The organism is Oryzifoliimicrobium ureilyticum, from assembly GCF_037199735.1.
Classification (GTDB): domain Bacteria; phylum Pseudomonadota; class Alphaproteobacteria; order Rhizobiales; family Rhizobiaceae; genus Rhizobium; species Rhizobium ureilyticus.
This window is the reverse complement of sequence record NZ_JBBBVQ010000027.1, coordinates 1-20,489: the sequence shown is the minus strand read 5'-3', so window position 1 is coordinate 20,489 and position 20,489 is coordinate 1. Positions and strand designations below refer to the sequence as shown.

The window sequence follows — 20,489 nt, the reverse complement described above, 5'->3', positions numbered from 1 at the left end:
CACCTTCTCAGATGGTTTGGTCCGGTCAGCGTTCGTTCTTTTTGGACGCCTGCCAGATCTCTTCCATCCGCTCTAGAGAAGCCTCAGCGAGATCTTCACCATTTTTTTGAAGAGTGTCTTCTATATATTTGAAACGGCGCCTGAATTTCGCATTGGTTCCGCGCAGCGCCTGCTCAGGATCTGTCTTGACGTGACGTCCGATATTGACGACCGCAAAAATCAGGTCACCAAGCTCATCCTGCACCTTTGCTTGATTGCCGCTGCGTAGGGCTTCGCGCAATTCCCCGATCTCCTCCTCGATTTTGTCGAGAATAGGCTCGGCATTTTGCCAATCAAAGCCAACTTTGGCAGCGCGTTCCTGAAGCTTGAGCGCTTCGGTCAAGGCTGGGAAGTTTCGACCGACGCTTCCAAGATAGCATTGCTTGAAGTCGTCGGTAATACCGCGCTTTGCTCGTCTTTCTGCGCGCTCGCGCTTTTCGATCTGCTTTATGTCGTCCCACTGGCGTTTCACGGCCTCTGGCGTGTCGGCGTCAGAACGCGCGAAGACATGCGGATGACGGCGTATCATCTTGTGCGTGATAGCTTCGACGACATCTCCAAATGAAAATTCACCCAGTTCTTCGGCCATGCGCGAATGGAACACGACCTGCAATAGAAGATCGCCCAACTCTTCTCGCAAGTCGTCGAGGTCGTTCCGCTCGATAGCATCCGCCACCTCGTACGCTTCCTCCAAGGTGTAGGGGGCTATCGTTCCGAAATCCTGTTCGATATCCCACGGACAACCCGTGTTCGGATCCCGCAGAGCGGCCATAATCTCAATCAGCCGTTTGATGTCTTTGGAAGGAAGCATCTGGACCTCAATTCAGCGGAATATGGTTTTGGCCTTTGGATGCCTGATAGTTCTCCGAGAGCATGTCGTAGCGTAATCGGATCTCCCGCGCTTGTTCTTTCAATTTCGCCTGCTCCGCCTCTTGCTCGATAAGGTCCATAATCGCAAAGCTGTTCCAGAATGCATTTTGGCGGCGGTAGCCGCCAGCTTCGAGACCGAAAACTTCCCGTAAAATTTTCAAGTCATGCGGAATGGAAAAGCTATCGCGTGAATCTTCATGACTGAAGAAATAGTAGAAGTTATCAAAGCCTGCCCAGGTGATCGCGGACATGCACATTGTGCAGGGCTCGTGCGTTGATAGAAAAATGAGATCTTTGGTGACGGGCGGCTGTGAAAGTTCATAAAAGCGCTTTAGCGCGTGAACTTCACCATGCCAGAGGGGGTTCTCCAGTTCGTTATTCGTTTCAGCAACAACGAGCGAGAGATCCGATTTGCGGAGGATCGCCGCCCCGAACACTTTGTTGCCCATCGCAACCCCACGTTCCGTCATTGGTAGAATGTCTTGTTCGATTACGTCCAAAAGACGATGGACCATAGTCTCTGACGGCATGAGCGAGCCTCCTTTTTTGTAGCAGTCTAGCGTGCTATGCCAAGAAATGAAGTTTTGAAAACGCCGCAGGCTCGGCTGGTATTAGCTTCGGCCTCCGGGCGTCTATTCTTCTATTGGGGATGAGCCTGCAAAAGAATACGCAAGGCGTGCGTGCTTTCGAATTTATCTTTCTTCACCTGACCTGTACGAAGATGCATAGTGTCGCGACTTCGAATTGGAATGCTAATGCTCAGCGATCAAGATAAGCTTTCTGTTTTCCCCGCCTTCTTCCGGGTCGACGGTAAGGTCACGGCTGTTTTCGGCGACGGTGACGAAGCCTACGCGAAAACCCGTCTCTTGATGAATACCAAGGCAAAGATCATCGCTTATGTCGAAAGACCGGAGGCGGACTATTACGCCCATCTTCTTTCGCACGGTATCGAGGTGAAAAAGGGAGGTTTTTCTCCTGACCAGGTCGAAGGGGCTGCGCTCGTTTTTGCCGCAACAGGGGAAACGGGTAAAGATCAAACGATCGTTGCGGCCGCTCGTGCCGCTGGAGTTCCCGTCAATGCCGTCGATCAGCCAGATTTTTGCGACTTTTACACACCCGCGCTCGTCAATCGGGCGCCTCTTGCGGTGGCGATTGGAACCGAAGGCGCCGGGCCGGTTCTTGCGCAACTGATACGCTCTCAGGTTGACCGTCTTTTGTCTCCTTCGCTGGGGCGGCTTGCCTCTTTGGCTGTTGCTTATCGTGGGGCTGTGGATGAGCGCATACCGCGTGGCGCGGCGCGTCGTGTTTTTTGGCGACGTTTCTTTTCGGGTCCGGTTGCCGATGCAATGGCGTCCGGTAACGTGGCCGAGGCAAAGGCTGCTGCGGATGGTCTGCTTCACTCTGCGGGCAAAGTCGAGGGCCGCGTCTGGCTTGTTGGCGCAGGACCAGGCGCTGAAGACCTTCTGACCTTGCGCGCGCAGCGCGTCATGATGGAAGCCGATGCGATCGTCTATGATGCACTTGTGCCCCAGGCGGTTGTGGATATGGGCCGACGCGATGCCGAGCGACTGTCTGTCGGAAAGCGCAAAGGTTGCCACTCGAAATCGCAGGAGGAGATCAACGACCTTCTTGTCTATCTAGGTCGGCAAGGAAAACGCGTCGTTCGTCTCAAGTCCGGTGATCCCTTGATCTATGGAAGGGCGGGTGAAGAAATGGCTGCGCTGCGGGCTGCCGGCATCGATTATGAGATCGTCCCAGGCATAACCTCAGCCTTTGCTGCTGCTGCTGACTTCGAGCTGCCTTTGACGTTGCGCGGCGTGGCATCCTCTCTTGTCTTTACGACAGGTCACGATCTCGCCGGTGAAGTTCTACCGGATTGGGCGAGATTGGCGCTTTCGGGCGCCACCATTGCCGTCTATATGGGGCGCAGTGTTGCGGCGTCAGTTTCAGAGCGTCTCATTGCGGCGGGTCTTCCCAAAGAAACGCCTGTCGCCGTGGTTGAAAACGCAAGCCGTTCCGACAAACGGTTGCTGCATGGCGTTATCGCGGACCTTGCCGGCTTGGAAGGACGTGATGAATTGAGTGGCCCGGTGATGGTCATTATTGGCGAAGCGGTTGCTGGCGCCTCTTTTGACAAATCAGAGCCGCTTGTCGAAGCGGTGCGAAATCGCGATCTTGCAAGGAGCATGTGATGGTGGACAAAGTTCTGACTGCCAATCGATTGACAGATGGCGTCGCTGTTTGGCTGAATGCCAACGGTGAGTGGGTGACATCCTTGCAGGATGCATTGATCGCACGTCATGCTGAAGCGGTGACGGCACTTGAAGAGATTGGCAAAGCGGCTTTTGCCGACAATAAGGTCGTCGATGTTAACGTCATTGAGGTTAAGGAAACCGACGGCGTGATTTGGCCGTTACGCCTTCGCGAACGTATACGCGCGCAAGGCCCCACAATGGAATATGCCCCGGGTTATCAGCCGGCTGATCCCGCATTTATTGCAGTCTGAGGTTACGATGTATCGCTACGACGAATTTGATCATGCTTTTGTCGCCGAACGCGTCGCGCAGTTTCGCGACCAGGTCGAGCGGCGTCTTGCCGGCGAACTCTCCGAAGACGCGTTCAAGCCGCTACGCTTGATGAATGGCGTATATCTGCAGCTTCACGCCTACATGCTGCGTATTGCAATTCCCTATGGCACGCTGTCCTCGCGGCAACTGCGAAAGCTCGCGCATATCGCGCGGACGTATGACCGTGGCTATGGCCACTTTACAACGCGGCAAAACCTTCAGTTCAACTGGCCAAAGCTTGCGGATATGCCGGCTGTCATGGAGGAGCTTGCAACAGTCGAAATGCATGCGATCCAGACCTCGGGCAATTGCATCCGTAATGTGACGGCAGATCACTTTGCCGGGGCTGCCGCCGATGAGGTTGCGGACCCGCGCCCTTACGCGGAAATCCTTCGCCAATGGTCTTCCGTCCACCCCGAATTTTCGTTCCTGCCTCGCAAGTTCAAGATTGCCGTGACGGGCGCAGAACGCGATCGCGCCGCCATCCAGGTGCATGACATCGGGTTGCATCTCAAGAAGAACGAAGAGGGCAAGCTTGGCTTTGCCGTCTATGTGGGCGGCGGCCAGGGCCGAACGCCGATGATCGCAAAGATGATCCGGGATTTTCTTCCGGAAGAAGACTTGCTTTCTTACACCACAGCCATCATGCGCGTGTATAACCTCTACGGTCGCCGCGACAACAAATACAAAGCGCGGATAAAAATTCTCGTTCATGAAACGGGTGTGGAAGAGCTTGCGCGTCAGGTCGAGGCCGAATTTGCGCAGTTGAAAGATACGGAACTGAAGCTGCCCGAGGCAGACGTCGAGGCCATCCGCTCCTATTTCTCATTGCCGACCTTGCCGCAGCGTCCGGAAGGCTGGGAAAGCCTTGCGCGCTGGAAAAAGGCAGATCCTAATTTCGCGCGCTGGGTACAACAGAATGTCGCGCCGCATAAAAATCCGGATTACGGCATGGTGACGATCTCACTGAAGCCGATCGGTGGCATTCCAGGAGACGCAAGCGACGTCCAGATGGATGCTATCGCCGACATCGCCGAAGAATATGCGTTCGACGAAATTCGCGTCAGTCATGAGCAGAACCTAATCCTGCCGCATGTCGCCCTTGCTGATCTCGAGACCGTTTATCGTGCTCTTGCAGCTATTGGATTGGCAGAAGGCAATGCCGGCCTCATAACCGATATTATCGCCTGTCCTGGATTGGACTATTGTGCGCTGGCAAATGCACGATCCATTCCGCTTGCCCAGGAAATTTCGCAGCGTTTTGGCAATTCGGAACGTCAGGCGGAAATCGGCGAGTTGAAGATCAAGATTTCAGGCTGCATCAATGCTTGCGGGCACCATCACGTGGGCCATATCGGTCTTCTTGGTGTCGAGAAAAAGGGAGCTGAACTCTATCAGATCACCCTTGGCGGCTCCGGGGATGAACACACGTCGATCGGTGAAATCATTGGGCGCGGCTTCGAGCCTGAAAAAGTCACGGACGCTGTGGAAACGATCGTGAACACCTATCTGTCGATCCGCACGGATGCGTCCGAAAAGTTTCTTGATACCTATCGACGCGTTGGACCCCAGCCATTCAAAGAGGCGCTTTACGGCTCCGCGGCAGAGGCGGCTTAGGAAGAGATCATGACCAAGATTTGGAGAGAAACCGGGTTCGTCGAAAACGATCCTTGGGTTGTTGAGACGGAAGAGTTGAAAGCCAGTGAGGGGCAAAAGCCTTTGCTTGATTTGGAGACTCTGATTGCTCAAGCCGAAGAAAGCAACGAAGTTGGGTTCGGTGTTTTGATCAAGCCCGCAGACGACGTTCGCCGCCTGGAGCCATATCTTTATCGCCTTGAACTGGTCGCGCTCGCGTTTCCTGCCTTTAACGACGGGCGTGCGTTCAGTCACGCGTCTCTGCTGCGTGAGAGGCTGAACTATACGAATGAAATCCGCGCTGTCGGCGACGTCTTGATCGACCAGATCCCGCTGATGCTGCGGGTTGGCATCGACAGTTTTGCTGTGACCAACGAAACAGCCTTAAGGCGGCTATCGGAAAATCGTCTTCCGGGTATTCCTCATCATTATCAACCTTCTGCGCGTGACGCGGAGCCTGTCAAAGGCTATAGTTGGCGACGGCAGACGAAGCCGGCAGCCTGAGTTTCAATTGGATGCTGCTCGCTGCGCGATCAAACCGGAGCGATGAAATGGACCATTTCGAAGTTGCAGTTGTTGGCGGAGGTCTTGCCGGACATATAGCGGCAATATCGCTGGCTCGCGGTGGTCGCTCAGTCGCACTTATCGCGCCGACAGCGCCGGTTCCAGATCGGCGCACGACAGCCTTGATGGATCAGTCGGTCCGTTTTCTGGACCGTCTTTCTCTGTGGAAAGATCTGCGGCCCTCGACTGCACCCTTAGCAGCGATGCGCATCATCGACGGTACCGACCGCTTGCTGCGTGCGCCGACGACTGTTTTCCGATCTGCCGAAGTCGGCCTGGAAGCTTTTGGCTATAACTTTCCAAACGCTGTTCTTCTGGACCAGATCAGGCTTGCTGTCACGGGCGAGGGCCGCGTCTCATATTTCGATACTAGCCTCGATACGGTGGTCCTCGACGAGAGCAGGGCGACGCTGCTGCTTGCGAGCGGAACAACTGTAACGGCCGATTTCGTGGTCGGTGCTGACGGGCGCAAATCGAAGTTGCGCGAAGCAGCATTAATCGATGTACGATCCTGGTCTTATCCCCAGTCCGGGCTGGTCCTGAATTTTTCTCATAAGCGCCCGCACGAAAACATTTCGACTGAATTTCACACGGAGTATGGACCATTTACGCAGGTACCGCTTCCGGGCAATCGCTCCAGCTTAGTATGGGTTCAAAAGCCTGCCGATGCTGAACCTCGTTCCAAACTTTCATTAGCGGAACTGTCTGCTCTTGTTGAAGAGCGCATGCATTCCATTCTTGGCGCTGTCGAAGTTGAAGAGACTCCGCAGATATGGCCGTTGTCAGGGATGGTTGCACATCGATTCGGACAGGGACGCATGGCCTTGATAGGCGAAGCTGCTCATGTATTTCCGCCAATCGGTGCGCAGGGCCTCAATCTTGGCCTTCGCGATATCATGTCTCTAAGTTCGGTGCTGTGCGAAGACATCGAAAAACCCATCGCAGCAGATGCCGGCAGCAGGTTCGACCGGAAACGCCGCGCCGACGTCCTGTCTCGAACAGCGAGCGTCGATTTGTTGAATCGCTCGCTTTTGACAGATTTTCTGCCGGTTCAGATGGCGCGGGCAGCAGGTCTTCAGCTTCTTTCCGTTTTTCCGCCGCTACGCAGCATGGTGATGCGGGAGGGTGTCGAACCTGGTCGTGGTTTGCGCGCAATCCCTGAAGCATTTCGCGACCGGATCATGCGCAAAAAAGCCTGATCCTGGAACCCAAACTGCACTCTGGGATCTCGTCCCCGGGTCGATTAGTTCATTTCGATCGGCATAACACATTCACGAAGCCCTGTGCCTCAGCTTGCTCGCCCGGGGCTTGCAACCGCATGCTCAGCCAATTTTCATCAGAATGGGGAAGGTTTGCTGGAACCAGATGGCGGCGTCGCTGACGAAGCCGAAAATGAAAGCAAGCCCCGTCAGCACAAGGAAAACGCCCAGCAGTTTCTCCATCAAGCCGAGATGGTGCCGGAAGCGCGACAGAAACGACATGAAAGCACCCGAAAAGCCGGCTGCGATCCAGAACGGAATGGCAAGCCCCAAGGAATAGATTGCAAGCAACGACGCGCCTGAACCAACGGTTTCGCGCGAGGCCGCAACTCCTAGAATAGCGCCGAGCACGGGTCCGATGCACGGCGTCCAGCCAAAGGCAAAAGCGAGCCCCATGATATAAGCGCCGGTGAGAGTAGCCGGTTTTCCACCCGTTTGGAATCGCGCTTCACGCGATAGAATTCCGATGCGGAAAACGCCAAGAAAGTTCAGTCCCATGATCAGGACGACCAATCCGCCAATCTTTGCCAAGATATCGAGATGCTGGCGCAAGATAATACCGATGCTTGAGGCGCCTGCACCAAGCGCGACGAAAACGGTAGAAAAGCCGAGGGTAAACAGCAAGGCCGAGAGCATGACGTTTCGACGCAGCCCAGGGATGACAGCTGTGGTGGAACCACCGCGGAACTGTTCGACCGAGATTCCGGCCATATAGCAGAGATAGGGTGGCACAAGCGGCAAAACGCACGGCGACAAAAAGGAGAGCGTTCCGGCGATAAGGGCGGTGAGCAGGGATATGTCAGCAATCGACACGGAGGTCTCCGGTTGCAGTCATGCATGCCGGAAAGAAGCAACACCGTCCGTAAGCTTGCATGCTAAATACCAAATCACGCCAACGACGACGCAGAAGAACACAGCGCGGGCGGGCGATCTTTCTCTACAGCATCGCCGAAAGAAGCGGAATCAATTTTCGGGCATCGTGCGATGGAACGATTGAGCCCGCCGGCGTTGTTTCGATACGCGCTTCTAAAGCATGCCATCCGGTGCAGGCGGCCTCGCTCCCAATTCGTCATTGTCGAGCGGCAGCCGCACCGCCATGCCGTATTCGCAACGACCGCTGCTCGACGTCATGCCGCTTTAGCCAAGTTCCAGCTCTCCAGCATCGCCTCCAGTTCGGCGCGATCCGCGGTCGAAAGCCTTGCAAGTCCCGGCGCGCGAACAGGACCTACCTTCAGCCCAAGAAGCTCGACTGCCTCTTTGACAACGGTCACATTAGCTCCATTGCGGAACTTGGTCCGCATTCTTTCGAAGGGTTCGATCATGGCAACCACTTTGCGCGCTCTTTCAAAATCACCTGCGGAAAGTGCTGCTGAAACTTCAAGAGAGAAGCTGGGTGCGACGTTCACGAGCCCTGATGTAAAGCCTTTCGCCCCGACAGCTGCAAAGGCTGGCGCCCAGCTTTCAGCGAGACCGCAAACATAAAGCGCGCCCTTCGGATCGGAAGCGCCAATTGCTCTCGATAAGAGCATCACATCGGTGATGGCAAATTTTATCGCGACGATGTTCGGGTGTTCCGCCAGCCGCACAAGATCGTCCACACTATAGCCGACAGATCTGACATAGGCGATGAGCGGAAGTTCACTGGCTTCCGCCAAGCCACAGAAATAGTCGATTTCGCACTGAGGCGCGGCAAATGGATCGACGGGCTGATGGGACATAACCGCGCTGGCTCCAAGGGATTTTGCAGCACGCGCCATGGCTATGGCTTCTCGTTGTGAACGGCCAATTGCCGCCGTCACCGGCGCCTGTGCATCGACGCCCTTCAAAGCCGCCTCATAAACCTTCAGAATTTCATCAGGTGTCAGGGCATAGAATTCGCCCGTATTGCCAGCAGCAACGATGTTGTGGATGCCGGCCTTTGCTACACGAGCGTATACTTCCGCAGTGCTGCGGGTGTTTACCTCACCTTGCTCGTCGTAAGCGGTGACTGGGACGCCCGAAATTCCATGCAGCCGTTGGCGAAGATCCTGAAATATCATTGCGTTCTCCTGAACAAGCGAAGCGGCGAGCGGCCGATCAAAGGGCAAAGCGGGATATGGGAGCGCCAGCAACTGGCGCATCGAAAGCCATCAACGTGCCAGGCTCGGGTCCATCATGCCGATCAAGCGCAAGGCTGGTGACATAGAGCGTCTTCAGGTCGGGGCCGCCGAAACAGGGCATGCTATTGCCCCGAACCGGCATCATGTACACTTCAACGATCTCGCCGTCGGGCGACATCCGGTTAAGGCGTCCCGAACGCACGCCACAGCTCCAATAGAATCCTTCTGCGTCCACGGCCGCACCGTCGGGTCTTCCTTCTTCCGGTCCAAAGTCGTGTAACCGTTGTGCAGGTCCGATTTCACCTGTGAATTTATCAAAATCGAATGCCTGCAGGTAAAGCCCGCTGCTGTCCGAATGATACATGCGTTTATCGTCTGGCGACCAGGCGAGGCCGTTTGAGGTCAAGAGGCCGCTGAGAATCGTTTTGAAGCTGCCATCTGGAGCCACCCGGTACAGAAACCCATTGCCCGTCTGCGGAACGGCTTCATCGCGCGTGCCGACCCAAAAATGTCCGTCAGGGCCGACCTTTCCGTCATTGAGGCGGCTATCGGCGCGACCCCCGTCCGGATCACACAAAAGGTCCAAAGCGCCGGTCGTCGGATCGAAGATGTGAACGCCTGTCTGCAGGCCGGCAAGTAATTTACCGTTCTCGCAAAGACCAAGGCAGCCAACTGCGGCCGGCATGTCGAATTTTCTCAAACTGCCAGCCGGCGTAAGGCAGAAGATGGTAGGTGCGGAAATATCGACAAACCAGAGATCGCCAGTACGATCGTCCCAGACTGGAGACTCGCCGATTGCGAGCGGTACGTCGATAAGACGCTTCACAGTTGGAGTATAGAAGCTGGGAGCAGTCATCTGTTCCTCTTGTTTTGTATGGTCATGTTCATCGGCGCCTCTTCAAGAAGCTGCCGAGTTATGGATTGCGTGGTCTCAGTCAGGGCTCAACCCCCTGAAACATTCTTGCACGTGCATTCAGCACATGCGTTTTCATAAAGTCGTAAGCCGCCTTCTCATTTCGATTGAAGATTGCTTCGACGATGGCGCGATGCTCTTCCTGAACATCGCGCAGATGTTGTGGTGTACGACGAAGGCTCAGACTGCGCGTAACGGATTGTCCGATCGAAAAGTGTGGTTTGAACCAGTTGCGGACGATCGTGTGAAATTGATTGCCGGAGGCATAGGCAATTGCTTCGTGAAGAAGGAAGTCTTCTTCAGCTCCAAGATCGCCACGAACGAGACACTGTTCCAAGGCATCGAGTGCCTCTTGGATCAGTTGTCTGTCCGCCTGCTGCCAATTTCTTGCCGCAAGCTCTGCGGCAGCGGATTCCAGACCAGCGCGAAATTCGAAGAAACGCTGAACGTCAGCCAGTGAGCCTACCGGAACCTGCTGCAGCATCGAAGAGTCGGGTCTCTGGCGCACATAAGAGCCAGATCCCTTACGAGAGACGATGAGCTGATCTTGCCGCAGCCGCTCCAGTGCCTCGCGGACCACCGGGCGGGATGCTCCGAAAAGAACTGCCAGGTTCTGCTCGGAAGGCAACCGCTCATTGACGGGAAATCTGCCTTCCGCAATCATGCCAACGATCTTTTCGTAGATGATATCGCTGAAGCGTGTTTCGCTTCTTGCCAACGCGACGCTCTGACTCCCGCCGATCATTTCGTCACCTTTGATTATCGGGCATTCTCCCCCAACCCACGCATCAAGACATGCCGTTTGGGCACTATTTAGCCGTTGCGCAGTCGACTAGATATATGCAGCCTTAGAAAACCTGTAATAATCTGTCAATACTTGTAATCATCTGCAAAGCTGCCTATGGTGCCGCCATCCGCTTGGGAGGAGACCAGCGGTGGGCCGGGGTAAAGCTAAGATGCTCTGCCGGCCCAGGAAGCTGATGATCGGGAGGAGACTTCATGAGCGAGGGGCATCAATTTTCGCCGGAACTGACACGGCGCGGCTTTTTGGCCGGAGTGGGCGGAGCTGCTGCATTATCGCTGACAGGCGGTGTTGCCTTTGCAGATAATGATAAGGAAGCGCCGCAACTGGCGGCTCTGGTGAAAGACGGGAAGCTTCCGCCGCTTGCGCAGCGGCTGCCTGAAAACCCTCTCGTCGTCACGCCGCTTCAAAGAGTCGGAAAATATGGTGGCTCGCTTCGCCGTGGGCTGCGCGGGTCGTCGGACCATAACGGCATTTTGCGCATGGTCGGCAACCAAAGCCTCGTACGCTGGAATCTTGAATTTACCGCTGTCATGCCGAACCTAGCGGAAAAGTGGGATGTGAACGATTATGCGTCGGAATTCACGTTTCATCTGCGACGCGGCATTAAATGGTCTGATGGCCATCCCTTCACTGCAGATGATATTGTCTTTGCAATAGAAGACTGCGTGAAAAACACGGAGCTCTACAGCGCCACGCCAGCGCAGCTGTCTGTCGCCGGCAAAGCCGTGACGGTCAGCAAGGTTGACGATTATACAGTCAAATTTAAATTTGCCGCGGCCAACGCTCTTTATCTCGAAAATCTTGCGACGCCGCTGGGGCAGCATCCGACGCTCTTTCCCAAGCACTACTGCAGCCAGTTCATTCCAAAGTATAACAGCAATCTTGCCGCCGATGTGAAAGCGGCCGGCGTGACGAGTTGGACCGAGCTATTCCGTGCGAAATGCGGCGATATCGAAATACCGACGCGCTGGGGCAATCCCGATAAGCCTGTGCTCGATCCGTGGGTTATCAAGGAGCCCTATACGGGAGGGGCCACCAAGGTCGTCATGGTGCGCAATCCCTACTTCTGGCAGGTCGACACCGAGGGTCATCAGCTCCCCTATATCGATGAGCTGAATTTCGGGATCTCCCAGGATGTCGAATCCCTGATGCTGAATGTCATCTCGGGCAAGATCGACATTCAGGAACGCCATATCAACGTCCTCGCCAATAAGCCGACGCTTTCGCAAAACACCAAGAAGGGCGATTATCGTCTTTTGACTCTCATTCCGTCCGCGTCGCAGCAATGCCAGATCTACCTCAACATCACGCATAAAGATCCGGCAATGCGCAAGATGTTCGCCGATAAGTCATTCCGGCAAGCGCTCTCGCTTGGACTGAACCGCCAGGAAATAATCGACATTGTCTATTTCGGACAAAGCGAAGGTTATCAGGCTGGACCGCGCCCTTCGCATCCATGGTATCATGAAAAATTGGCGCGGCAGTTCACAGACTTTGATGCCGACAAGGCCAATGCGATGCTCGATGCTGCCGGCTATGACAAGAAGAACCCGCAGGGCATGCGCCTGCGTCCTGACGGCCAACCTGTCTTCTTCGCGATTGATGTCATTCCCACTCTTTATCCCGACCTCGTTGATACGCTTGAACTGGTGAAGTCGCAGTGGGCGCAGATCGGCATCGATATCAAAGTCAACACCATTGAGCGGGCGCTCTACTACACACGCGGCGATGACAACGCGCATGATGCGCAAGTTTGGCCTGGTCCGGGCGGCCTCGATCCGATGCTCGATCCCCGCGATTTCTTCGCCTTCCATCCGCAAGGCTCGCGTTATGCCATTCCCTGGGCCTTCTGGTACACATCCAACGGGCAAAAAGGCGAGGAGCCACCTGAGAGCCAGAAGAAACGCTTCAAGTTGTTCGACGAGGCAAGATCAACGGCCGACCTTGATAAGCGCGGCGCTCTGATGAAGCAGATTTTCGATATCTGCGCGGACGAGTTTGAAACAATCGGCGTCTGCCTTGCCGTCGGCACCTTTGGGATTGTTCGCAACAATCTGCAAAATGTGCCGGAAAAGGAGCCAGACAGCTGGTCCTGGCCCAATCCCGGCCCTGCCATGCCGCAGCAATTCTTCTTCAGCACTTGAGACAATGATCGTGCGTCGGCGAGCCGCCGGCGCACTTTTCAGTTTTCTGACTGACGTCCGCCACAGTGGCCGGTCTGGACGCACGGCGTGGCTATTGGAGAATATTGATGCTGTCTTTTATCGCCAAACGTCTTTTATGGATGATACCCTCGCTGTTTGCTGTCAGCTTTCTCGCGTTTGTGCTGATCCAGCTTCCGCCAGGCGACTACGTCACCACGTATGTTGCCACGCTCGCATCCTCCAATGAGATCGTCGATCAGAATACGGCCGCCCAGCTCCGTGAGCGTTTCGGTCTCGATCAACCGATGATCGTTCAATATCTGAAATGGATATGGGGCATCATTTCGCGCGGCGATTTTGGGATCTCCTTCGAATGGCAGCAGTCTGTGTCGGGGCTCATCTGGGAGAGAATGGCGCTGACGCTGGTGCTGGCGCTTGCAAGCCTCATCATGACCTGGGCCATCGCGCTGCCTATCGGAGTTTACTCTGCCGTGCGCAAGTACTCCATCGGCGACTATGCCTTCACAGCCTTCAGTTTCCTTGGCCTTTCAATCCCGTCCTTCTTGCTCGCCCTCGTGCTGATGTATGTTGCCGCGGTCGAGTTTGGCCAGGACGTGGGCGGTCTCTTTTCTTCGCAGTACGAGAATGCTCCGTGGAGCTTCGCCAAGATGGTGGATCTGCTGCAGCATCTTTGGTTACCGGTCATCATTCTGGCTGTCTCGTCAACAGCAAGCCTCATCCGCGTCATGCGCGCTAATATGCTTGATGAATTGCCGAAGCCCTATGTTACGACGGCAAGAGCAAAGGGGTTGTCAGAATTTCGGCTTTTGACCAAGTATCCGCTGCGCATCGCGCTCAATCCGTTCATATCGACCATTGCTTGGTTGTTGCCAAACCTGATCTCAGGGTCTGTTGTAGTCGCCATCGTCCTCAACTTGCCGACCGCTGCGCCGATGCTGCTCCAATCGCTTATGGCCCAGGACATGTACCTCGCCGGCGCGTTCGTTCTGCTGATTTGCGCGCTCACGCTCATCGGCTCTTTGATCAGCGACGTGCTTTTGGCGCTCGTCGATCCCCGTATCCGGCTCGAGTAGGAGGGCGTCATGACCGATTTAGCTATAGCAGTGCCCGTCCGCGCCGAGCGCGCCGCCGTCGCCTCACAATGGCAGCTGATCTGGTGGGCTTTCAAGCGACATCGTCTGGCGATGGTTGCTCTTTTCGTCACCATCGCCATGTACGTCGTTGCGCTGGTTCCCGGCTTCTTCGCCATCAACGATCCGGTTCAGCAGAATGCCCGCGCGACATTCTATCCGCCACAACGCGTTCACATCTATGACCCGAAAAGCGGAGAGTTGGGGCTCCACTATTATCCGTTGAAGTTATCACGCGATCCTGAAACGTTGGCTGCGGTCTACACGGAAGATTTGAGCCGCAAGATCCCGATCAACTTATTCGGACGCGGTTACGAATATTCGGTACTCGGCCTGTTCAGCAGCGATATCCATCTCCTTGCCCCCGGCGATAAAACGCGTCCGCTCTTCCTATTTGGCGCGGACCGCCTGGGCCGCGATGTTTTCAGCCGCGTCGTCCAGGGCGCGCAGGTGTCACTATCGATTGGCCTCGTTGGCGTGTTCATATCGCTGCTTCTAGGTGTCGTCCTCGGCGGTATCTCCGGATATTACGGCGGGCGACTCGATTTCGTCATGCAGCGCATCATCGACTTCGTGCTCTCTCTTCCGACCATCCCGATCTGGCTCGCAATGGCCGCAGCCTTACCGCAGAATTGGCCGGCCACCATGCAATATATGATGATCACGATCATCCTTTCCTTGACGGGTTGGGCACAGCTCGCACGCGTCGTCAGGGGACGTTTCCTGTCGCTGAGAACCGAAGAGTTTGTGTCCGCCGCCCGTCTCGACGGCGCAAGCGAAGGACGCATCATCTTTCGCCACATGCTGCCGAGTTTTTCGAGCCATATCATTGCGTCTGTGACCCTTGCGGTGCCGGCAATGATATTGGCTGAGACCTCGCTGTCGTTCCTGGGGCTCGGACTGCAGCCCCCGACAATTTCCTGGGGCGTTCTTCTGCGCGAGGCTCAAAACATCAGATCGATCGCGACAGCGCCGTGGCTTTTCTTCCCTGGCCTTGCCGTTGTCATCTCCGTGATGGCGCTCAATCTGCTGGGTGATGGTCTGCGTGACGCAGCCGATCCATACAATAAGTGAGGGCTTGATGTCAGACGTAGTTTCTTTGAGCCCACGCAGGCCGTTGTTGGAAGTCAAAAACCTGGTGACGGAATTTCCTTTGCGTACCGGGATCTTTAAGGCGGTCGACGATATCTCGTTTTCCATAGAAGCCGGCAAGACGCTCTGCGTCGTGGGGGAAAGTGGTTCGGGAAAGTCGGTGACGGCGCGCTCAATCCTGCAGATCATTGATACGCCAGGACGCATTGCGTCGGGCTCCATTCTGTTATCGCAGCCTGATGGCTCGACAATCGATCTGGCAAAACTCAATCCACGTGGAAAGGCGATCAGAGCGGTCCGTGGCGCAGATATCGCTATGATCTTTCAAGAGCCGATGTCATCGCTTTCGCCAGTGCACACGGTCGGCGACCAGATCATCGAGGCGCTCCAACTGCATTTGAAAATCAGCAAGAAAGAGGCGCGCAAAGAAGCGATCGATTTGCTTCGCCAAGTCGAAATTGCCGATCCTGAAAAAGCGATAGACCGGTACACGTTCCAATATTCCGGCGGTATGCGCCAGCGCGTGATGATAGCGATGGCGCTGGCGTGCAAGCCACGTCTCCTCATCGCCGACGAACCTACCACTGCGCTCGATGTCACGACGCAGGCAGAAATTCTTGACCTGATTGCGCGGCTTCAGAAATCGCATGGGATGGCGGTTCTGTTTATCACGCATGATATGGGCGTTGTCGCTCAGATTGCTGACGATGTGCTTGTGATGCACCGCGGCGTTGTGAAGGAATACGGCAGCGTCGAACAGATTTTCCATCAGCCAAAAGATGCCTATACCCGCATGCTGATCGGCTCCGTGCTGAAGCTTGAGCAGAAGGCGGAGATCCGATTGAAAAGGCCGCCGCTCGATACCAGCGCTGCTCCTATTATCGAGGTTCGCAACCTCTCCATGCAGTTTGGTACGGTCAAAGCCCTCGATGAGGTGTCTATCAAATTGCTTCCCGGCGAGACCCTCGGGATCGTTGGTGAAAGCGGCTCGGGCAAAACCACGATGGGCCGCTCTATCATGCGACTTTATGATCCAAGCGGCGGAGAAATGCTCTATCGCCGCGCCGACGGCAATGTGATCGATCTTGCGAAGATTGGAGGGCGGGAGTTAAAGGCTGCGCGGCGTGAGTTGCGGATGGTCTTTCAAGATCCCTTCGGCTCGCTCAATCCGCGAATGACGGTAGCGCAGGTCATTGGTGAGCCTCTGCTCGTCAATGGAATAGCGAAGGGCAGGGAGCTTGACGATCGCGTCTGCCACCTCATGGAACAGGTCGGTCTCGATCCTGCCGGCCGCGAGCGCTATCCCCACGCCTTTTCCGGCGGCCAGCGGCAACGCATTGGCATCGCGCGTGCGATCACCTTGAACCCGCGTATCATCGTGGCCGATGAGGCGACATCGGCGCTCGATGTTTCGGTCCGCTTTCAGGTCCTTGACCTGCTCATGCGCATCCAGGACGAACTGGGACTCTCCTATATTTTCATCAGCCATGACATCGGCGTCATTCGCTACATGTGCGACCGCGTCGGTGTGATGTATCGCGGAAGATTAGTGGAGGTCGGTGATGCCGATAAGGTCTGCAACGCGCCAGATCATCCGTACACCCAGGCCCTCTTATCTGCCATCCCGCGGCCCGATCCGCGTGACAGGGATCGCTCGCGCCGGTTCCGATACACCGAACCCAACATTGCCAAGAATGAAAGTGCAGTAAGATGAAAATCGATCGCATGCGCGTCTTCGTGACGCGCGACAAGGATCGTCCACGTGTTATCGTTGCTCTCGACACGGATGACGGCCTGACCGGATGGGGCGAATGCTACAATCATGGTCCGGATCTCGCACTACCCCCCATCCTCGACTATCTCTATGGTTTCCTGTCCGGACAGGATCCGACCCGCGTCGACTTTCTCGTCAATTTGATGATCCAACAAAGCCGCTTTCCTCCAGGAGCCATGGGCCTTTCTGCCATTTCGGGGCTTGACCATTGCCTTTGGGATCTTGCTGCAAAAGCAGCCGGCGTTCCCGTTTATAAGCTCCTCGGGGGGGAGGTACGCGATAGGATCAAGGTCTACGCCGGCGTTTATACCGCGCCGGATGTGCCCGCAGCCAAGGAAGAACTTGATCGGCTGAATGAGGAATGGGGTTTTCGTGCCTTTAAACTGAGCCCGTGGCGCATCGATATCCATGCCAACCGCTGGGGCGAAATCGTGCGCACCTCTGCGGAATATTTCCGTTCGCTGCGCGAGACGGTCCGTTCCGAATATGAAATTGCCTTTGATGCACATGCAAAGATTTTCGAGCCGAGCGCCGCCCGTCAGCTCGGGAACGCGCTCGCACCTTACGATCCTCTCTTCTATGAGGAGCCGTTGAGACCCGAAAATATCGAAATGTGGGGCGATCTAAAACAGGGGCTTCACTGCACACTGGCAACGGGAGAGTCGCTTTACAACAGGAACGAATTCCTGCGCCTTCTTCAGATAAAGGGTGCCGATCTCATACAGCCTGATATTTGTGTCGTGGGGGGTATTTCGGAAATGCGCCGTATTGCCACCCTCGCAGAGGCATATTTCGTCGGCGTTGCTCCGCATAATCCGATGGGTCCGCTTGCAACGGCGGTCAATGTGCATTTCTCGGCAGCGCAGCAGAATTTCAAAATTCTGGAGTATCGTTTGCCGGTTGGCCAATGTTACGTCTATGGCGGAACTGAGGTGGAAAAGCGCGAAGACACGACCCGTTATGTGGTCGACCCCTATCTGCCGAAGGACGGTTATCTGGAGCTCAGGCCTGACCGGCCAGGCTGGGGCGTGGAAATGGACGAGAAGGCCATGGCCGAGGATGGCTATGTTCACTGGCAACGGAGGGTGCCGAAGCGTCCTGACGGGTCATATGCCTATGCCTGACATAGCGGAGATCGCGAGCGGGCCTCTTTTGGCCCGTTTTGCGCCGACAATGGGCGGACGTATTGTCGAATTTCGTCATCGCGACGCTGGGCATATTGTCATTCCCATCCAATCGGCAACGTTCGATCCTCTGGCTTGGCCGCGAGGCGGCGCTTACCCTCTATTCCCGTATCACAATCGCCTTGTCGGAGCGGCCTTCAAGTTTCAGGGCACCCAATATCAGGTGCGCGCGCATCCGGCGCTTTCGGGTGATGCCATGCATGGTCCCACGCATCGTAAGGCATGGAACGTTGTTCGACATGAGCCGGAGCGACTTGTCATGGCGATAGACTACGACGCGGATGAAGATTGGCCATTTTCATTTCGCGCCGAGCAGGATTTTACCATTACACAACACGGTTTGCAGGTTGGTCTACGTTTAGCTAATCGCGATAAGAAGCCAATGCCAGGCGGTCTCGGTTGGCACCCCTATTTTGCCGCGAGTATTTCGCAGCCAGCACGAACAGATGCACGGTCGGCTTTTGCACTGGACGCGCGTGATCTGCCACGAAGTGAGGCTGCAGAACCGCGGACCGGCGAACAATTGCCAGCGAGAGAGGGATATACGATCCATCTTTCCGATTGGACGACGGCTGAAACATCGCTCGATTGCGGCTTGACGCTGCGCATGCGCTCTGGTGCACCGTTGCACCACCTCGCCGTGCATCGTATGGCAAATTATCTTTGTCTGGAGCCGGTCTCAAGCGCTGCAAGCGCGCTTGCTCACCGGGACGACATCAAGATTGAGATGGGACTTGAGTTCCTGCAGCCCGGACAGGCCCTGGAAGGGCAGGTCCATGTATCTGTAGGATGAAGATCTTCGTTATCACAATGCCAAGGTTTGAAAGGAAGCGCCGATGAAACGTCTTTTGATTACAGGAGCGGCAGGAGGCCTTGGAAAGGTGATGCGCGAGCGTCTTCGCCCGTTGGCGGAAATTATTCGCGTGTCGGATATTGCTCCTCTGGGTGATGCGGGTGAGCATGAAGAGTGTGTCCAATGTGATCTTGCCGATGGTGATGCCGTTCATCAGATGGTGGAGGGCTGTGATGGCATCCTTCATCTCGGTGGCATCTCTGTCGAGCGCCCCTTCGAGCAAATTCTCGGCGGTAACATCATCGGAATGTACAATCTCTACGAGGCAGCGAGGGCGCATGGCCATCCCCGCATTATCTTTGCGAGTTCGAATCATACGATCGGCTTCTACCCAAAAACGCAACGTTTGACGCCTGATATGCCGACGCGGCCCGATGGCCTTTACGGGGTTTCCAAATGTTTTGGTGAAGCCTTGGCACGCATGTATTTCGAGAAGTTCGGGCAGGAGACGGCAAGCGTCCGTATTGGCTCCTGCATGGCGGCGCCCAGCAATTATCGGATGCTGTCGACATGGCTGTCTTACGACGATTTTGCGTTGTTGATAGAGCGCATTTTCGCAGCCCCTTTCATCGATTGCCCGATCATCTGGGGCGTATCGGCCAATGATGCGTCGACCTGGGATAACAGTCACATCTCCTGGCTGGGGTGGCAACCGCGCGATAACGCCGAGACTTACCGCCGTGAAATCGAGGAAAAGGGAGTTCCCGACGGAGGCGACGCTTTGGTACGCTACCAAGGTGGGGTTTTTGTCAATGATCCCATCTACAAATGAGAAGGACCGGTGTCGCGAGACACCGGCCCATTATTGTCTAACTTTGATTGAGGTTACTTACTGCTGACCATTGCCAGTTGCCGGAGCGGCAGGGGCTGCTGGGGCAGGCGTTGAAGGTGCGGCCTGTGTGTTGGCATTACCGGCCGGAGCAGCTGGCGTCATAGGAGCCGGCTCTGATTTGGTAGTCGATGCCGTAGGCTGCGGATCAGTGTTGGGAGCTCCCGTCCACTGATAAATTGCAAAGGCAGCGATTGCGAGTACGGCGATCGTTGCCACCCATCCTACCCATGAGCGAGACTTTTCCGTATGCACGTGGGCAGTGCTCATTGATGAATTGCGAAGCTCCGCATCACGATCGATTGGGCGATTTGGGTCGTTGTTCAGATCAAAAGACATTGTATCCTCCTCTATTCGATAGCAATAAAATGAAGAACGAAGGTCTTTGTTCCAATTCCTGGACTGTGGACGAAATGCGACATGCCTTCACATCCGATCCAGATGCCATCTTGAAGTGTCGACTACTTGCGCAACGAAGGGGAAGATCATCCGATAAAGCCGCCAGAGGCTTTTCATTTGATGCTTCGGACAAGAGAGCAGAAGGTTGAGCCTAGACGCATCTTCTGTGACGCCAGCACCAATCTCGAGAATTTTGTGCGACCTGAGAGATAGGTGACAAATCGTACCGGAGACATGGGTTACACTTTCCGACTTTATCGGGAGGTGTAGATGCCGTGGAGAGAGACTTCGGTCATGGATGAGCGTCTTCGA

The 20,489-nt window shown here is 55.4% G+C and carries 19 protein-coding genes; 12 read left to right on the top strand and 7 right to left on the bottom strand.

Annotated features, from left to right (window positions below):
- Positions 1–25 precede the first annotated feature (25 nt).
- Together mazG and VQ830_RS25410 are read right to left on the bottom strand one after the other, a co-directional pair.
- Entirely contained in the window at positions 26–850 is an 825-nt protein-coding gene (gene mazG, locus VQ830_RS25415) for a nucleoside triphosphate pyrophosphohydrolase (RefSeq protein WP_337270957.1), read from the bottom strand.
- A 7-nt stretch (positions 851–857) separates the two neighbouring features.
- The gene (locus VQ830_RS25410; protein ID WP_337270956.1) at positions 858–1,439 is read right to left on the bottom strand and encodes a nucleoside deaminase; all 582 of its coding nucleotides are present in this window, start codon (positions 1,437–1,439) and stop codon (positions 858–860) included.
- Positions 1,440–1,658: 219 nt separating this feature from the next.
- Between VQ830_RS25410 and cysG the strand changes: the two genes are divergently transcribed.
- The 5 genes from cysG to VQ830_RS25385 are packed head-to-tail and all read left to right on the top strand — an operon-like array spanning position 1,659 to position 6,874.
- The gene (cysG, locus tag VQ830_RS25405) at positions 1,659–3,101 is read left to right on the top strand and encodes a siroheme synthase CysG (RefSeq protein ID WP_438618688.1); all 1,443 of its coding nucleotides are present in this window, start codon (positions 1,659–1,661) and stop codon (positions 3,099–3,101) included.
- Complete coding sequence (locus VQ830_RS25400; RefSeq protein WP_337270954.1) at positions 3,101–3,415, top strand: DUF2849 domain-containing protein; 315 nt, start codon at positions 3,101–3,103, stop codon at positions 3,413–3,415. Before cysG ends, VQ830_RS25400 begins: the two co-directional genes overlap by 1 nt.
- Positions 3,416–3,422: 7 nt before the next feature.
- Complete coding sequence (locus tag VQ830_RS25395; protein ID WP_337270953.1) at positions 3,423–5,093, top strand: nitrite/sulfite reductase; 1,671 nt, start codon at positions 3,423–3,425, stop codon at positions 5,091–5,093.
- A gap of 9 nt (positions 5,094–5,102) precedes the next feature.
- Entirely contained in the window at positions 5,103–5,615 is a 513-nt protein-coding gene (locus VQ830_RS25390; RefSeq protein ID WP_337270952.1) for a DUF934 domain-containing protein, read from the top strand.
- A 47-nt stretch (positions 5,616–5,662) separates the two neighbouring features.
- The gene (locus tag VQ830_RS25385; RefSeq protein ID WP_337270951.1) at positions 5,663–6,874 is read left to right on the top strand and encodes a UbiH/UbiF family hydroxylase; all 1,212 of its coding nucleotides are present in this window, start codon (positions 5,663–5,665) and stop codon (positions 6,872–6,874) included.
- A gap of 123 nt (positions 6,875–6,997) precedes the next feature.
- Here VQ830_RS25385 and VQ830_RS25380 read toward each other — a convergent pair whose 3' ends face one another.
- The 4 genes from VQ830_RS25380 to VQ830_RS25365 form a co-directional block, all read right to left on the bottom strand.
- The gene (locus VQ830_RS25380) at positions 6,998–7,747 is read right to left on the bottom strand and encodes a cytochrome c biogenesis CcdA family protein (protein WP_337270950.1); all 750 of its coding nucleotides are present in this window, start codon (positions 7,745–7,747) and stop codon (positions 6,998–7,000) included.
- Between the two features lie 314 nt (positions 7,748–8,061).
- Entirely contained in the window at positions 8,062–8,973 is a 912-nt protein-coding gene (locus tag VQ830_RS25375) for a dihydrodipicolinate synthase family protein (RefSeq protein WP_337270949.1), read from the bottom strand.
- Between the two features lie 37 nt (positions 8,974–9,010).
- Complete coding sequence (locus VQ830_RS25370; RefSeq protein ID WP_337270948.1) at positions 9,011–9,889, bottom strand: SMP-30/gluconolactonase/LRE family protein; 879 nt, start codon at positions 9,887–9,889, stop codon at positions 9,011–9,013.
- Positions 9,890–9,968: 79 nt separating this feature from the next.
- Positions 9,969–10,691, bottom strand: a complete 723-nt coding sequence (locus VQ830_RS25365) for a FadR/GntR family transcriptional regulator (RefSeq protein WP_337270947.1) — start codon at positions 10,689–10,691, stop codon at positions 9,969–9,971.
- Positions 10,692–10,945: 254 nt separating this feature from the next.
- Between VQ830_RS25365 and VQ830_RS25360 the strand changes: the two genes are divergently transcribed.
- From VQ830_RS25360 to VQ830_RS25330, 7 genes are all read left to right on the top strand, one after another.
- Positions 10,946–12,895 (top strand): ABC transporter substrate-binding protein, encoded by a 1,950-nt coding sequence (locus tag VQ830_RS25360; protein WP_337270946.1) that lies wholly within the window; start codon positions 10,946–10,948, stop codon positions 12,893–12,895.
- A gap of 107 nt (positions 12,896–13,002) precedes the next feature.
- Positions 13,003–13,989 carry an ABC transporter permease gene (locus VQ830_RS25355; RefSeq protein WP_337270945.1) on the top strand — a complete coding sequence of 329 codons (987 nt, stop codon included), beginning with the start codon at positions 13,003–13,005 and terminating at the stop codon, positions 13,987–13,989.
- 9 nt (positions 13,990–13,998) lie between these two features.
- Positions 13,999–15,120, top strand: a complete 1,122-nt coding sequence (locus tag VQ830_RS25350; RefSeq protein WP_337270944.1) for an ABC transporter permease — start codon at positions 13,999–14,001, stop codon at positions 15,118–15,120.
- A gap of 7 nt (positions 15,121–15,127) precedes the next feature.
- Positions 15,128–16,852 (top strand): ABC transporter ATP-binding protein, encoded by a 1,725-nt coding sequence (locus VQ830_RS25345; RefSeq protein WP_337270943.1) that lies wholly within the window; start codon positions 15,128–15,130, stop codon positions 16,850–16,852.
- Positions 16,849–18,036, top strand: a complete 1,188-nt coding sequence (locus VQ830_RS25340) for a galactarate dehydratase (protein WP_337270942.1) — start codon at positions 16,849–16,851, stop codon at positions 18,034–18,036. Before VQ830_RS25345 ends, VQ830_RS25340 begins: the two co-directional genes overlap by 4 nt.
- Complete coding sequence (locus VQ830_RS25335) at positions 18,029–18,889, top strand: aldose epimerase family protein (protein WP_337270941.1); 861 nt, start codon at positions 18,029–18,031, stop codon at positions 18,887–18,889. The genes VQ830_RS25340 and VQ830_RS25335 overlap by 8 nt, the downstream gene beginning before the upstream one ends.
- Before the next feature lie 43 nt (positions 18,890–18,932).
- Positions 18,933–19,721, top strand: a complete 789-nt coding sequence (locus tag VQ830_RS25330; RefSeq protein WP_337270940.1) for an NAD-dependent epimerase/dehydratase family protein — start codon at positions 18,933–18,935, stop codon at positions 19,719–19,721.
- Positions 19,722–19,778: 57 nt separating this feature from the next.
- Here VQ830_RS25330 and VQ830_RS25325 read toward each other — a convergent pair whose 3' ends face one another.
- The gene (locus VQ830_RS25325; RefSeq protein WP_337270939.1) at positions 19,779–20,117 is read right to left on the bottom strand and encodes a hypothetical protein; all 339 of its coding nucleotides are present in this window, start codon (positions 20,115–20,117) and stop codon (positions 19,779–19,781) included.
- Between the last annotated feature and the right edge of the window lie 372 nt (positions 20,118–20,489).